Here is a 14,162-nt window from a genome sequence, read left to right as displayed (position 1 = left end):
CTACGAAGCTGATTTTTTAGCTTCATCAACCAAGCTTAGCATTGCTTTTTCAAAGATTTGAAAAGATTTTTGCATATAATCTAGTGCCTTATGACCATTTTCAACAGCCAAATTAATTTGCTTTTCAAATAGTTCTTCAGGCTTTTTAATCTTTGCAAGCTCTTCTGGTTTGATGTAAGTCACGGCTTGTAGTGTTTTCATATTTAATCCAGCAATGGCTTGAAGTGGCTCTTGTAACTTCTTAGCCATATCGCTCCATTTTTCAAAATTAGGTTGATTCATGATATTCTCCACCATTATGTTGCATTGCACAATTTAATAATAGTACATGATCTCTTTTTTTGTCAATAGATTAATAAATTATTTTGCTGCATCGCAACATTTTATTTGTTTTGCACTAAAGAATATTTTTGAAACATGCAAAACTTGAGATAAAATAAAAAAACCGCTTAAATAGCGGCTTTTTAAAGTAGGTAGAAACTTATAATCAGTGCTTATCAGATCCAGTTCTTTTAGCTTCTTCAACCAGACTCAACATTGCCTTTTCAAAAATTTGAAAAGACTTTTGCATATAATCCAAAGCCTTATGACCATTTTCAACAGCTAAATTAATTTGCTTTTCTAATAGTTCTTCAGGCTTTTTTATGCTAGCAAGTTCTTCTGGTTTGATATAAGTAATACCTTGTAATGTTTTAACATTTAATTCAGCGATGGCTTGGAAAGGCTCTTGTAACTTCTTCGCCATATCGCTCCATTTTTCAAAATTGGGTTGATTCATGATATTCTCCACTATTATGTTGCATCGCACAATTTAATATTAGTACATTGTAATCCTTATTGTCAATGTATTAGAATATTATTTTTTTTGCAGTGCAGCATAACCCGCATCTTGAAGCATCAGAACTAAGCTGAGCTATGAAGCCCAACTGAGTATAATCAATGCTTCGCTGCGGGGCCTCAGCCTACCTACGCAACAGTATGGCCCTAAGAGTATGTGTGCTTTTTACTTAAGATTTAAATAAAGACTGCCACTGCTGCATCATTGTCTGCATTTGCTGATTCCAGTTTTCAGTAGCTTGGGTATAAGGATTAGTTTGTAGGGGTTTTTCCATAACCGCAAACATTTGCTCCATCATTTTTTTTAACGAAGCATGCATCGGATGATTCGCTAAAGAAATGATCTGTCGTAAAATTGCCGAGGATAAAAATTGATTTGCTCCCGCTTCCATCTCGACAATAATTTGTAACAAAATGGTATTCGTTAAATCTTTCCCAGTCATTGAATCTTCAACGGTAAATTGTACCCCATCCACGACATAACGTTGTAGCTCTTCAAGAGTAATGTATTGACTGGTTTCTGTATCATAAAGGCGACGATTTTTATATTTTTTTATTAATCGAGTCATAGCGTTCTCATGAATGTTGATATAGTCTGAATTATCTGTTCTCAGCTCAATACTCCATCTTATCAAAAAGTTGTATTGTGAAGAACAGATAACTCGTTACTGCCAACTAATACATATGAAGTCCACCGTTCACACTCAAGTTTGCACCTGTAATGTATCGGCTCCTCTCATTAACTAAAAACTCTACTACCCACGCAATTTCCTCAGGTTGTGCCAAACGTTTTGCAGGAATTTGTTCGATAATAGATTCCAAAATATCCGGGCGAATCCCTTTCATTAAACGAGTATCCACATAACCAGGAGAAATACTGTTTACCGTAATATTTTTACTCATTAATTCTTGTGCCAAGCTCTTGGTAAACCCATAAATACCGGCTTTAGAAGCAGCATAATTTGCCTGAGAAAATTGGCCTTTTTGAGCATTTACAGAAGAAACATTAACGATTCTTCCTGATTCGTGTTCTCTCATATTTTCGACAACCTGACGGGTTACATTAAACATTCCATCTAGGTTAACCCGCAATACTTCGTCCCACTGCTGTTTGGTCATTTTAGTAAATACTGCATCACGTGTAATACCTGCATTATTCACTAAAATATCAATATCACCGAATTCTTTTATAATGGAATAGATGACTTTTTCACACTGCTCATAGTCACTCACATCCATATGTCGAAACGCTATATTTCGATACCCAGCTTCTCGCAACTCTTCTTCCCAGGCGATGCCATGCTCTTTAGTAGCAAGATCAAGGGCAAATACATGCTTAGAAGAGGCATTTAATTGTTTTGCGATTGCAGTACCAATATCACCGGTACCCCCAGTAATTAATACGACGTTGTGACTGTGCATAGGACTCTCTACTGTTGTTTTACCTTCATTAAGCATAGACATAACTCCCAAGAGTAACAACTTTTGGGAGCTATTCTTTTTTAATTGGGAGGTTTTACTGCATCGATATATATGGAAAGAAATTACATATACTGGCCACCGTTAATGTCTAAATTTGCTCCTGTCATAAAACCACTGGCTGGGGAAGCAAAAAAAGCAACTGCATCAGCAATTTCTTGGGGATGCCCCAAACGCCCAACAGGGATATTAGCAATAATTGCATCAAGAACCTCTTGTTTAAGACCTGCGAGCATCGAGGTTTCTATGTACCCAGGCGATATCGTATTTACGGTAACTCCTTTGCTTGCTACTTCTAAAGCAAGACTTTTAGTAAAACCAAATAATGCGGCTTTGGTAGAAGCGTAATTACACTGGCCAAATTGGCCTTTACGCCCATTGATTGAAGAAATACTAATGATACGGCCATATCCCTTATCCAACATATGTGGGATTACATTACGTGTCATGTTAAAAACGCTGGTTAAGTTAGCATCAAGAACTTGCTGCCATTGCTCGGGAGACATTTTCCTTAAACTACAATCTTGAGTAACGCCAGCGTTATTAATCAACACATCAATGCGTCCATAACGCTCCATCATTTGTGCTGCTATTCTTTCACAATCAGCAAATTTGGCTACGTCACCATAGATAATGTCGATATCAAAGCCTAATTTTTTTTGTTCTTCTTGCCACTGTTTGGCTTCTTCATGTCGCCCATGTTTAAAATAGCAAGCAACGACCTGATAATCTGTCGCTAGACGCTGACAAATTGCACTACCAATTCCGCCGGTACCACCAGTAACGATTGCAACACTCTTAGTCATAAATAACTCCCTGTTATTACTCCAATCTTCATAGTACTACTATTCTTAAAAACCTCAAAATACCTTTTCTAAGGCTTTTGAGTATAGAAGAAGTTTAGAGGTAAGCAAATGGATTATAAAAGAATTTATAGCCAGATTTGATTGTAACTGGGAGTTTTGCCTAAAATCTTAATTACCGATTTTAGGCAAAACTGATTGCTTGCAATCAGGTTCAAAAGAATAACTAATTTGTGTGATAAACAGGAACATATCCCTTTAATTGTTGCGCAAACTGCTTGAGCACCTCAAGGCCTGACTCTTCAGCCTGCCGGCACCATTGTTGCAGCGCATCAATCAACTCTTTTTGTGTTGCAGCTGTTTTTAACCAAACGTTTTGCAGTGATTGTTTGTATGCATAAACAACACGTAATTGCTCACGTGCTTCTAACAGATCAGATAAGCGCGCTTTGGCTTTAGAACTGAGTAAAGAATCCTCTCTGCGCAATAAACTGCCTGCTCTCGCAAGCATTTTTTTCGTTTCCCTACTGGCATCACTATTAATTCGCTCTTGCTTTAATATTGGACGAATCACCCCTTTATAATAATTAGACATCACTTGGAAACGATTCGAAATAACTGCTTTTACAGTATCGATGTCTACTTGCAACTTGCCCGCATCCATAGCTAACTTTGGTGGTAATTTTTTAACCCTTGCCAAACCAAAGAAGGACAGAATGCGAATGTACATCCAACCAATATCAAACTCCCACCACTTCACAGAAAACTTGGCTGACGATGCGAAAGTATGATGATTATTATGCAACTCTTCACCACCAATCCAAAATCCCCAAGGAATTATGTTCGTTGCAGCATCACGGCATTCATAATTACGATAGCCCCAGTAATGACCAATTCCATTAATTACGCCAGCAGCATGGAAAGGAATCCACATCATTTGAATTGCCCAAATGGTAATTCCAGGAAGGCCAAAGAAGAATAAATTGATGAGAAACAACAATACAACGCCTGAAGCAGAATAACGCGAATAAATATTTCTTTCTATCCAATCAGTCGGGGTGCCATGAGAGTATTTAGCAACCATCTCTCGATCTTTACGCGCAGCACGGTAAAGCTCCGCTCCCTCCCAAAATACTTTTTTAATACCTAGAACTACAGGACTGTGAGGATCTCCTTCCACGTCAGTCGTTGCATGGTGTTTACGATGAATAGCAACCCAGTCTGCAGTAACCATTCCCGTAGTTAACCATAACCATAAGCGAAAAAAATGGCTCACAATAGGATGTAAAGTTAAAGCTCGATGAGTTTGATAGCGATGCAGGTACAGCGTTACTGCGGCAATGGTAATTTGCGTCAAAACCAGGACTGCAACCACATACCCCCAAAAAGACAGGTTTAGATAACCAAAAAGCATAATCACTCCGCGTCTAATGCTAGTTTATGAAAAAGCCATTTCCGTAGGCAAAACACATGGCTTGTAAGCGGTGTTTCACATTAGCTCCATTAAGTATAGTATAAGGATAACACATTTTTACTCATTCCGTTGCAACATTTCGTGATGTAGTCGATAATTAATCTTATCTCATCATATACACATTTTGGAATAATGCTATGAACAATAAATTTCAAGTACCAAAGATCTTTGAGACTCTAATTCCATTTATTATTGCCGGAATAGCCATTGCCTTATTTATTGGCCTGCTATTTATGTTTTCCTACGTTGTTATTTGGGGATTAATTATTGGTGGAATTCTTTGGCTCATCTCAGTAGTTAAAGAACTAATTTTTCCCAGTACAAAAAAAACACCCATTAGTAAAAAAACGCAGGGGCGTATCATTGAACATGACGATAAGAAATAATGCCTGAATTACCTGAAGTTGAAACAACCAAAGAGGGTATTAAACCTCACCTCGAAGGGCAATTTATTCAAAAAATTGAAGTCCGTAACTATGGATTTAGAATTCCAGTGCCCTCTAATATTAATGAGCTTTGCGCAGAAAAAAAGATCCTTACCGTAACACGCCGAGCAAAATATATTTTGCTGCAATTAAGTAAGGGCTATCTTTTAATTCATTTAGGAATGTCAGGACACTTACGCATTATTTCTGATGCCAGTTTACCTGAAAAGCATGATCACATTACCTTATATTTAGCAAATGGGAAGGCTCTAAGGTTTTGCGATCCTAGACGTTTTGGTTTATTTATTTATATAGATGAAAACCCACATCAGCATAAACTCCTTACTCACTTGGGTCCCGAGCCACTTTCTGAAGCCTTCGATGGTCATTACCTATATCAACGCTCTCACAATAAAAATAAACCCATAAAATCATTTGTTATGGATAATGAAATCGTTGTTGGTGTGGGTAATATTTATGCTACTGAAAGCTTATTCTTATCGAGTATTCACCCGGCTACCCCAGCAAAAAATATTAATGAAACCACCTATCATCTTTTGGCAAAGCACATCAAATCAGTGCTACAACAAGCCATAAACAGTGGAGGAACGACACTTCGTGATTTTTATGCCTTTGATGGAAAACCAGGTTACTTCAGTATCTCGCTCAAAGTTTATGGTCGTAAGAATCAACCCTGCATGCAATGCCAACACTCGATTCAAACCGTTATGATCGGGGGTCGTAGCTCTGCTTTTTGTCCCAATTGCCAAATATTGGCCCAGAATCGTGGGGCATCTGGGCAATTGTAGTGACTTAAGTTATATTAGCGGCTAATTTCACTTAACATAATAATAATGAAAATAAACCAGATAAGAACAGCATGGGTCGTTGGTTCCTTATTTTTTTATACAGCAGTAACGAGCATCCGCTGTATTTGCAAATATTATTTCAGTAACCTCACCCGAGCATGGACAGATAAAGCACTTCATCACTGGGTTGATCAATTGCTCAATAGTGTCCAAGTAAAGTATAAGGTAGTTAATCCATATAAAGTACAACCTGAACCAGGAAAAGCAACGATCATTATGTGCAACCATTCTAGTGCCTATGATATTCCTCTTGGTTTTAAAGCATTTCCCAATCATTCCATCCGTATGTTGGCTAAAAAAGAATTAGCTAAAGTTCCCTTAATGGGTAAAGCCATGCAAGCAGCAGAGTTTCCATTTATTGATCGTAAAAATCGCTATCAAGCAATTAAAGATTTGGCTTTCGCAAAAAAATTAATGGAAAGTGGCATTGTTCTTTGGGTTGCTCCTGAAGGAACTCGCTCTAAAGATGGAAAGCTGGCTCATTTTAAAAAAGGTGCTTTTATTACTGCAATCGAATCGAATGCGACTATTATTCCTATCGGTATACGTGGTGCTAATAATATTCTTCCTGCTCGTACTTTTAATATTCATCTCAAACAAGAGGCAGAAATACATGTAGGTAAGGCCATTGATACAACAGAATTTACTATGGATAACAAAGCAGAGTTAATTCAGCAGACCTATGATTCGATTAAGGCATTGATTGGCAAATAAACCACATGCCCACAAATACTTATTAGACTACACTGCAGTGATAAAGTTAAAGAAATTTTGCAATGACTTGCAAGTGGGGCGTTGAGCTCGGTGCATTAAGCCGCATGTTGGGCCATGGGCTCAACATGCAATTTATAAATATATCCTGAACTTAACGGCTTTGAGAACTAGTAAAAGTTTTTCTCTAATACTTCACCCCATACCCACTAACACTAGTAACAACACTCGCTGCCAATCCGATCGCTCTCGGATCAGAAGCAGCCGTAAGGATATTAGTATCCTTATCCCACGTAATTGCTTGCATATCACCATAATATTGCCTCAAAGGCTTCAAGGTATATCCCATAGCCTTAAGTGCTTCTTGAATTTCTGGTGAAAAAGTATCCGGCTCAAACTGCAATAAATCAGGAAGAAACTGATGATGAAACCGCATTGCCGAAACCATGCTAATGGCTCCAAAATCATCGTGAAAAACCAAGGAAGCAAGCAACACCATCGTGGCAATACGGCTACCTCCCGGAGTACCTAAAATGGCGACACGCCCAGGCAGCTCAAGGAAGGTTGGTGTCATAGTTGATACCGGACGTTTTCCTGGGACAATGCTGTTTTTATCACTTCCTACAACCCCAAATACATTTAAGGTTCCTACTTTAGCGGTGAAATCATCCATTTCATCATTAAGTAAAACGCCTGTTCCTTCAGCAACTACGCTGGAACCAAAAATAAAATTAACGGTCATGGTTGCCGCAACACGATTACCTTCCTCATCAATGATCGAGATATGGGTAGTATTACTTTCTTTAGTAGAGTTATTGCTAGCTCCCTGTAATACCTTACTCGAGATTGCTTTATTCTCAGGAATTAATGCTTTTAATTGTTTCGCATTCTCAGCCGAAACCAATTTATCTACGGGCACAGACACAAAATCCGGATCACCTAAAAACTCTTCGCGCTGCCAGTAGGCCAAACGCATAGACTCCGTCAAATAATGTATCCATTGCACTTTAGGCAAGGAAGATAAAGAATAATGAGATAAAATATTTAACATAGTTAATAAAGCTACTCCCCCCGCAGAAGGAGGAGGAGCTGTAATAACAAGCATATTGTGATAAGCACCCACTAAAGGTTCTCTAAGTTTCACTTGATAAGCGGTAAGATCGGATAAGGTCCATCGTCCACCCGCAGCATTAACTCCTTTTACTAGACGCTGGGCAATCTCTCCAGAATAAAACCCCTTGTCGCCCTGTTCTGCTATACGCTTTAAGGTATTAGCTAAATCAGTTTGAACCAAACGCTCGCCGATTTTATAAGAACGTCCATTTTTTACAAATATTGCCGCGGTTGCGGGATATTTTTTAAGCTGCTCGAGTCGGCCTTTCATATTAAAAAAATGATTAAGCTGCTTATCAACTAAAAAGCCATCCTGAGCTAGTCTGATTGCAGGGGCTAAGGTTTTATTTAAAGGTAAACGGCCATAATGTTTTGCCAGATAAACCAAAGCCGCGGGATGTCCTGGAATGGCGGCAGCCAACCCCCCATTTAAAGATAACTCAGGAACAACCTCTCCTGCTGCATTTAAATACATATCTTTGTGAGCAGCTGCGGGGGCTGTTTCGCGAGCATCAATAAAAACATTGGAACGAGTCTTTTCTTGATGTAATAACCAAAAACTCCCTCCACCTAAACCTGAATGATAAGGCTCAACCACCGCCAATACCGCTGCTGCCGCGATGCCTGCATCAAAGGCATTTCCACCATGCGCTAAAATATCCAATGCAGCATTAGTCGCTAAGGGATTAGCCGTAGCTACTGCATAGCCAGGGGGATGATTGGGGGTTGGTTTTGCATAGGTATTAAAGCCAGGAAGAAAACAACTGAAAATTAACACTGCAGACCAAAAATGCTTTGGCTTTCTTCTATTGAGAATCATTATTTTATCTCTTTTGCAATTCCTCAGCCACGCAAGAAGGAACAAATTGAGAAACATCTCCATTCAAATTCGCAATTTCGCGTACCAAACTGGAAGAAATAAACATAGCCCGTTCTGATGGCGTTAAAAATATGGTCTCAATACTCTGAGATAACTTACGGTTCATTCCTGCAAGTTGAAACTCATACTCAAAATCAGAGACAGCGCGCAAGCCACGTAAGATTACCGTTGCATTTTGTTCTTGTGCAAAATCGATGAGTAAATTATCAAAGCCCATGACCTGCACTCCTGGTAAGTCTGCCAGGGTTTCTTGTAAAAGACGTATTCTGGTTTCCAATGGAAAAAAAGGTTTTTTTGCCTTATTCGTCGCAACAGCAACAATAAGTTCCGGGAAAATTTTCGCTGCTCGTCCTATAATATCCACATGACCATTGGTCACCGGATCAAAGGTGCCTGGATATATTGCTTTTGATTTCATATGATTTAAGACTGATTGCTAAGAAGACCAGTCTAGCGTATTGTTGTACAAAAAACTACAATAATCCTGGTAAAACAGTAGGATGCGATGCTTTACCAGATCACGGACCGAGGTGAGTATGGATAATTTAAAACGTTTTATTGTGCTTCCTATTTTTTTATTGACAGCATGTGCGCCCCCAAGACCGGCAATGATGCCAGAACAACCAAGCAAAATAGCAAAAGCAGGCCCTAAAGTAGGCCCTAATGAAACACTAACAGAAAAACAACAGGTGACAGGCAAAGCCGAAACGGTTTCGTCTTGGGAAATTCGTGGTGCCTTAGCAGCCAAAAATAAATCGAAAGGCTGGTCTGCAGCAATGAATTGGGCGCAAAACGGGCCGAGCTCATACCAAATCCGTTTAATGGGACCTCTAGGAGCTGGAGCTGTTCTAATTAATAAAAAAGGCAGCACGATTACCTTCCAAGATGGTCCCAAAAGAATTACATCAACCAATGCGGATGAGTTATTACTGCAACAAACAGGAGTCCGGCTTCCAGTAAGTAATCTCTACTATTGGGTCCGAGGCCTCCCCGCTCCCGGCAAAGTAGGTTCTCAACAACGTGACCCCGCCAACCACTTAGTTATGCTAAGACAAAGTGGTTATACCGTTACCTTTGGAAACTACACAACCGTCAAAGGCGTGGCCCTTCCTGGAGTTGTTCGTTTAGACGGAAATGGAGTGATGGTGAAAGTTGTTATTAAAAATTGGTCTATCTAAAAGTACGTCATTTCGAGCATAGTGAGGGATCTCCTGAATAAGACACAACGTCACATTGTCCTTATTCAGAAAAATCCTTCACACGAAGTCCTCTAGACGCCCGCCTTGAGTTCAAATTGAACGAATTAAACAAGCAACAACCTATGGTAAACATAAATTTAAAAAATTTATAAAATTTATTGCTTTCAAAGTTGACATGTTAATAAAACCACTGCAAAATACCTCCACATCGCAAGGATGGAAGCTTTTATAATTTATGGAAGTTTTTATATAGAATCTGCAATTTTTTAGGGGTGTCGCCAAGCGGTAAGGCACAGGGTTTTGATCCCTGCATACCTAGGTTCGAATCCTAGCACCCCTGCCACTTTCTTGTTGATTCACAAGTAAACAGACAGCAGAAGATAACCTGGAAGGATGCATTTTCATTGGTGCTCAAATAATAATAATATCTTTTTGGCTGTCTTCTGCTATGTGTTTAAGTTACGATGAACCTAGGTCTAAGGCTTTTTACACATGTCCACAATGATGATATTTGCCGGTAACGCGAATCCGGAGCTAGCACAAAAAATTTCTTCCCACTTACAGATCCCCATAGGCAAAGCGACAGTTGGTACCTTCAGCGATGGCGAAACCATGGTCGAGATCCTTGAGAACGTTCGTGGACGGGATGTATTTATTATTCAGTCGACTTGTGCCCCATCAAATAATAATCTGATGGAGCTACTTGCTATGGCGGATGCACTAAGAAGATCTTCTGCAGCCCGTATTACTGCTGTAATCCCCTATTTCGGTTATGCACGTCAAGATAGACGAGTACGTTCTGCACGTGTGCCTATTACGGCAAAAATTGTTGCTGATATGATGGCCTCTGTAGGAATATGTCGTGTTCTTACTGTTGACCTGCATGCGGATCAAATCCAAGGTTTTTTCTATATGCCGGTAGATAACGTTTATGCAACGCCGATGTTACTTGAAGACATTGCCACAAGAAATCTGCAAAATGTTATGGTTGTATCGCCTGATGTTGGTGGGGTGGTCAGAGCTCGTGCTGTTGCCAAACGCATTGAACATGCTGAACTCGCAATCATCGATAAACGTCGCAGTGGACCGAATAAGTCCGAAGTAATGCATATTATTGGCGATCCAGCAAATAAAGACTGTATTATCGTGGATGACATTGTTGATACAGCAGGAACTCTTTGCTCTGCAGCTCATGAATTAAAGAAAAGCGGCGCGAAAAGCGTAAGAGCCTATATAACTCATCCAGTTTTATCAGGCCCTGCACTCAAGAACATTAAAAACTCTCACATCGATGAAGTAGTAATTACCGACACTATTCCTTTATCAGAGGAAGCACGTGCCTGTGAAAAAATTCGTGTAGTCAGTCTTTCCGACATGCTGGCACAAGCAATGAAGCGTGTGAATATAGAGGAATCTGTTAGTTCTATGTTTGCCGAATAAACCATTCAATCCCCTATCTTGGCTGCTTTTAAGCAGCCAAGATCTCTTAAAATCCGCCCCTATTATTCACTTCCAATAATCTTAATATTCTCTTAATTTAGCATTGATATAATTAGCGCAGTTAACAAAAAAGAGAGCACTATGTCTAAATATAACAACCTATTTAGATTTTTCGATAAAGTTGAAACTACTTATAAGGATATGCTCGAACACATACAGCAAGGATTACGACAAGAACAGCACCATATTGAAACTAGCTGTGAAGAGGTTAACTTTTTGCTGAGGTTAATTGGCGCATTACACCTTAATTCTGATTATGAAGCCAATCCTGCTCGTGCTCAGGAAGTATTACAAGAAATGCTAAACGGTGGACATCTGAATTTGGAGGATGGTGGTAAATTTTATGATGAGTTAGTTAACGCGTTTAATACAAGCATTAGCAAGCGGATCTCCTCTCATCATTCTGTAGCCCAGCAGTATTCTCTTTCCTATCCAATCTCAAAAGAAGTTCTTTTTGGCATAACCGAGAATGCTGAAGGTAAAAAAATAACCTGGATGCAATTTGAAAAGCATGACACTAAAAACTTATTAAATATTATTTTGCACCTTATTGACTATATTAAGTACCGAATCACCGGGAAAAATATTGGACCATTTGGCTCCTCTGAGCATACTGATAGTAATCCTTTGGTTATTACGAAAGGGATGTGAGCAAATTACGGTAATACAAGAAGTTGATCAAATAAAAAAAGGAGCCTCAGCTCCCTTTTTTATTTGATCCAACGCAAAATTAATCACGTGTACCAACATATTTGTCATCAAAATAACGTCGTAACTTAGTTCTCAATGTTCCACGACTAATTCCCAGCATAATTGCAGCTCGTGACTGATTGTACTTACAGTGTTCCATTACTGCTCGAAATAAAGGTGTCTCAATTTCTTCAAGTACAAACTGGTATAAGTCAACAGGATCAGTTCCCTTAAGCTCTGAAAAATATTTTTGTACTGAATGTGTTACGCTCTCGGCTAGTGAAGCGGTGTTATCCACTACTTCATTACTGATTGTTGTCATTATTATTAGCTCCTCCTTTTAAAAACAGTATATTACCGAATCAAGCCCTGTCAGACAAGGGTCGAATTGAAAAAACTACGTTAAATCAATATAGAATAACTGATACTTGCGCTATCAATATCCCAAACTTGCTTAAAAATAAAAAAGGGGAAATTGCAAATACAATTTCCCCTTTTTTGAACAATGCAGATTCGAATTAAAACTTTAACATCGATTCATTAAATGGCTTACCATTCACAGTAAATTTACCCTGCTCTAAGGTTACCTCAATTAAATAATCAGTGCCTTTTTCGACAATTAAACCAGATTGTTTGAGCGCATTTAATTGTTGCTCAACTTGCTGCTCCACTAAGGCTGGCTGTGCAGGTTGTTGTGCCGCAGCTTGGCCTGGTTGTTGAGTAGCTGACTGAGCACCTAGCTGTTTAGCAATTGATGGTTGAGCATTAGGTTGTTTCGCCATTTGTTGTGCTACTGCCTGCTTCATTAAGTCTCTTACTGTAGCAGCTGGCGCGCTTAACTTAGCATTGCCATGAATTTTTTGAATTAATTCAAATGGATTAGCATTTTCATCTTTAGGTAAAGAAATAAGCAAAGTACCATCAATCGTGCCTTCAGGTATCTTGAAATTGAGTTTAGAAATCTCTAGCTCAGCTCCTTTGTTGAATAGTTTAGGCAACTCAGGAAGCAAGGCAATCATTGCTTGTTGGCGCTGTTCTTCAGTACCGTTTTGCATTGTATTGGCTTGCTGGTTGATTTTCGCCAATACATCCGCATCAAGATTTCTTATAGAGATTTGGATTTCCCCAGGCCCATAACTTTGCGCATTCGCTAAAATTGACTTAATTGTCAGAGTAAAACTTGTATTAAATAAATGCTGTTCAATATCGCTTTTTGATTTAAATAGCAAATCCACAATCTCGAATATTTTTTGGCCTTTAAGCTGGATATTAAATATAGGCAAATTGAAGTTCGCATCACCTAAATATAAACCAGTATCTGTTTCATGTAGATCATAATCACTAGATACTTTACCCAAATCAACTTGAGCATCCCCCTTAACAAGACGGACACCATCAACAACCACTGTGCCGCCAACCTTTTTCATTCCAGCAGACATTGTTGTTGTCGCATTCAATCCTAACCAATTGACACGACCACCATCTTTAGAGATCAAATTAAACGTAGGAACACTAAAATCCAAGGTACTTTGGTTAAAATAGTTCACAAAAATACTTAAGTCTAATTGGGGCTTAGTTGATTCAGCTGTGAAGTTCGCATTAAATTGATCAACATATTGTTTAGGAAATGGGAACACAGCTTCAGCATATCCAAGTCCAAATCGTACGGAGTTATTAGCAAAAATAATTGGGCCATGATGAATCGTCAGAGGCATTTCCATTGCATAATCTTGTGCAGGAACAGTTTGCGCAGCTCCATTTGCATCGATTACATGCTCAGGAATATGTAGCTGCCATTGGATCTGAGCTTCAGAGCTAAATAGACCTCGATTATATTGCTTAATCTCTGCTCGCAATCCATTATTCGATTGGTCAATTACCTCAATATTCTTTCTGATTGTTTTTTCAGTAAGAATGCCCATACCATAATATCCGCCTATAACCAAAGCGGCCAGGATAATTATTAATCCTGCCAATTTTTTCATTATGCTCTCCATGTTAGTAATTCGATTTGCAGCATAAAGTATAACAGTAAATAGTCTTATTGTGCGATAAACTAGTGATTGAAAAAAAAGAAAAAATTGAACAAAAGGAAGTAATGTATCTGGTTGCTTACAACCAAGATCTGCCATCTGAATATGAGCTGGACCCGAATGACCGCGGCCTGCCCCGCGGTATTCAG

At 39.0% G+C, this 14,162-nt stretch carries 16 protein-coding genes and 1 tRNA gene; 7 read left to right on the top strand and 10 right to left on the bottom strand.

The window, feature by feature from the left end:
• From E1P08_RS08730 to E1P08_RS08705, 6 genes are all read right to left on the bottom strand, one after another.
• Complete coding sequence (locus E1P08_RS08730; RefSeq protein ID WP_133136645.1) at window positions 1–282, bottom strand: phasin family protein; 282 nt, start codon at window positions 280–282, stop codon at window positions 1–3.
• A 205-nt stretch (window positions 283–487) separates the two neighbouring features.
• Entirely contained in the window at window positions 488–778 is a 291-nt protein-coding gene (locus E1P08_RS08725; protein WP_165485133.1) for a phasin family protein, read from the bottom strand.
• Window positions 779–1,007: 229 nt separating this feature from the next.
• On the bottom strand, window positions 1,008–1,406 hold the full coding sequence (locus E1P08_RS08720) for a polyhydroxyalkanoate synthesis regulator DNA-binding domain-containing protein (protein WP_133136643.1): 399 nt from the start codon (window positions 1,404–1,406) through the stop codon (window positions 1,008–1,010).
• A 106-nt stretch (window positions 1,407–1,512) separates the two neighbouring features.
• A complete protein-coding gene (gene phbB, locus E1P08_RS08715; RefSeq protein ID WP_133136778.1) occupies window positions 1,513–2,259 on the bottom strand; it encodes an acetoacetyl-CoA reductase in 747 nt (248 codons plus the stop codon).
• 122 nt (window positions 2,260–2,381) lie between these two features.
• Window positions 2,382–3,122, bottom strand: coding sequence for an acetoacetyl-CoA reductase (phbB, locus tag E1P08_RS08710; RefSeq protein ID WP_133136642.1), 741 nt, complete (start codon window positions 3,120–3,122; stop codon window positions 2,382–2,384).
• A gap of 223 nt (window positions 3,123–3,345) precedes the next feature.
• Window positions 3,346–4,533 carry a DesA family fatty acid desaturase gene (locus tag E1P08_RS08705; protein WP_133136641.1) on the bottom strand — a complete coding sequence of 396 codons (1,188 nt, stop codon included), beginning with the start codon at window positions 4,531–4,533 and terminating at the stop codon, window positions 3,346–3,348.
• A 197-nt stretch (window positions 4,534–4,730) separates the two neighbouring features.
• Here E1P08_RS08705 and E1P08_RS08700 point away from each other — a divergent pair, with 197 nt between their 5' ends.
• The 3 genes from E1P08_RS08700 to E1P08_RS08690 are packed head-to-tail and all read left to right on the top strand — an operon-like array spanning window position 4,731 to window position 6,601.
• The gene (locus E1P08_RS08700; RefSeq protein ID WP_133136640.1) at window positions 4,731–4,979 is read left to right on the top strand and encodes a hypothetical protein; all 249 of its coding nucleotides are present in this window, start codon (window positions 4,731–4,733) and stop codon (window positions 4,977–4,979) included.
• Window positions 4,979–5,827 (top strand): bifunctional DNA-formamidopyrimidine glycosylase/DNA-(apurinic or apyrimidinic site) lyase, encoded by an 849-nt coding sequence (gene mutM, locus E1P08_RS08695; RefSeq protein ID WP_133136639.1) that lies wholly within the window; start codon window positions 4,979–4,981, stop codon window positions 5,825–5,827. Before E1P08_RS08700 ends, mutM begins: the two co-directional genes overlap by 1 nt.
• A 45-nt stretch (window positions 5,828–5,872) precedes the next feature.
• Entirely contained in the window at window positions 5,873–6,601 is a 729-nt protein-coding gene (locus tag E1P08_RS08690) for a lysophospholipid acyltransferase family protein (protein WP_133136638.1), read from the top strand.
• A 184-nt stretch (window positions 6,602–6,785) separates the two neighbouring features.
• Here the strand turns inward: E1P08_RS08690 and ggt are convergent, their stop codons facing one another.
• Window positions 6,786–8,531, bottom strand: coding sequence for a gamma-glutamyltransferase (ggt, locus tag E1P08_RS08685; protein WP_133136637.1), 1,746 nt, complete (start codon window positions 8,529–8,531; stop codon window positions 6,786–6,788).
• A gap of 4 nt (window positions 8,532–8,535) precedes the next feature.
• The gene (gene coaD, locus E1P08_RS08680; protein WP_133136636.1) at window positions 8,536–9,009 is read right to left on the bottom strand and encodes a pantetheine-phosphate adenylyltransferase; all 474 of its coding nucleotides are present in this window, start codon (window positions 9,007–9,009) and stop codon (window positions 8,536–8,538) included.
• A gap of 118 nt (window positions 9,010–9,127) precedes the next feature.
• Between coaD and lolB the strand changes: the two genes are divergently transcribed.
• The 4 genes from lolB (at window position 9,128) to E1P08_RS08660 (ending at window position 11,941) form a co-directional block, all read left to right on the top strand.
• Window positions 9,128–9,769, top strand: a complete 642-nt coding sequence (gene lolB / locus E1P08_RS08675; RefSeq protein WP_133136635.1) for a lipoprotein insertase outer membrane protein LolB — start codon at window positions 9,128–9,130, stop codon at window positions 9,767–9,769.
• Window positions 9,770–10,058: 289 nt separating this feature from the next.
• Window positions 10,059–10,133 (top strand) — tRNA-Gln (locus tag E1P08_RS08670).
• A gap of 149 nt (window positions 10,134–10,282) precedes the next feature.
• Window positions 10,283–11,230, top strand: a complete 948-nt coding sequence (locus E1P08_RS08665; protein ID WP_133136634.1) for a ribose-phosphate pyrophosphokinase — start codon at window positions 10,283–10,285, stop codon at window positions 11,228–11,230.
• A 141-nt stretch (window positions 11,231–11,371) separates the two neighbouring features.
• Window positions 11,372–11,941: a hypothetical protein gene (locus E1P08_RS08660; RefSeq protein ID WP_133136633.1), complete on the top strand. Its 570-nt coding sequence runs from the start codon at window positions 11,372–11,374 to the stop codon at window positions 11,939–11,941.
• Between the two features lie 79 nt (window positions 11,942–12,020).
• On the opposite strand, the gene E1P08_RS08655 is transcribed toward E1P08_RS08660, so the two are convergent.
• The gene (locus E1P08_RS08655; RefSeq protein WP_058476721.1) at window positions 12,021–12,302 is read right to left on the bottom strand and encodes a helix-turn-helix domain-containing protein; all 282 of its coding nucleotides are present in this window, start codon (window positions 12,300–12,302) and stop codon (window positions 12,021–12,023) included.
• Between the two features lie 196 nt (window positions 12,303–12,498).
• Entirely contained in the window at window positions 12,499–13,965 is a 1,467-nt protein-coding gene (locus tag E1P08_RS08650) for a YdgA family protein (protein WP_133136632.1), read from the bottom strand.
• Window positions 13,966–14,162: the final 197 nt, after the last annotated feature.

Origin of the sequence: Legionella rowbothamii (genome assembly GCF_900639985.1) — a bacterium.
GTDB lineage: Bacteria > Pseudomonadota > Gammaproteobacteria > Legionellales > Legionellaceae > Legionella > Legionella rowbothamii.
Note: the sequence above shows the minus strand (reverse complement) of the source record. Positions and strands in the feature narration are given on the sequence as shown.

Coding starts and splice junctions, on each gene's coding strand:
- E1P08_RS08730 (WP_133136645.1), bottom strand. CDS start 282: ATGAATCAACCTAATTTTGAAAAATGGAGCGATATGGCTAAGAAGTTA.
- E1P08_RS08725 (WP_165485133.1), bottom strand. CDS start 778: ATGAATCAACCCAATTTTGAAAAATGGAGCGATATGGCGAAGAAGTTA.
- E1P08_RS08720 (WP_133136643.1), bottom strand. CDS start 1,406: ATGACTCGATTAATAAAAAAATATAAAAATCGTCGCCTTTATGATACA.
- phbB (WP_133136778.1), bottom strand. CDS start 2,259: ATGCACAGTCACAACGTCGTATTAATTACTGGGGGTACCGGTGATATT.
- phbB (WP_133136642.1), bottom strand. CDS start 3,122: ATGACTAAGAGTGTTGCAATCGTTACTGGTGGTACCGGCGGAATTGGT.
- E1P08_RS08705 (WP_133136641.1), bottom strand. CDS start 4,533: ATGCTTTTTGGTTATCTAAACCTGTCTTTTTGGGGGTATGTGGTTGCA.
- E1P08_RS08700 (WP_133136640.1), top strand. CDS start 4,731: ATGAACAATAAATTTCAAGTACCAAAGATCTTTGAGACTCTAATTCCA.
- mutM (WP_133136639.1), top strand. CDS start 4,979: ATGCCTGAATTACCTGAAGTTGAAACAACCAAAGAGGGTATTAAACCT.
- E1P08_RS08690 (WP_133136638.1), top strand. CDS start 5,873: ATGAAAATAAACCAGATAAGAACAGCATGGGTCGTTGGTTCCTTATTT.
- ggt (WP_133136637.1), bottom strand. CDS start 8,531: ATGATTCTCAATAGAAGAAAGCCAAAGCATTTTTGGTCTGCAGTGTTA.
- coaD (WP_133136636.1), bottom strand. CDS start 9,009: ATGAAATCAAAAGCAATATATCCAGGCACCTTTGATCCGGTGACCAAT.
- lolB (WP_133136635.1), top strand. CDS start 9,128: ATGGATAATTTAAAACGTTTTATTGTGCTTCCTATTTTTTTATTGACA.
- E1P08_RS08665 (WP_133136634.1), top strand. CDS start 10,283: ATGTCCACAATGATGATATTTGCCGGTAACGCGAATCCGGAGCTAGCA.
- E1P08_RS08660 (WP_133136633.1), top strand. CDS start 11,372: ATGTCTAAATATAACAACCTATTTAGATTTTTCGATAAAGTTGAAACT.
- E1P08_RS08655 (WP_058476721.1), bottom strand. CDS start 12,302: ATGACAACAATCAGTAATGAAGTAGTGGATAACACCGCTTCACTAGCC.
- E1P08_RS08650 (WP_133136632.1), bottom strand. CDS start 13,965: ATGAAAAAATTGGCAGGATTAATAATTATCCTGGCCGCTTTGGTTATA.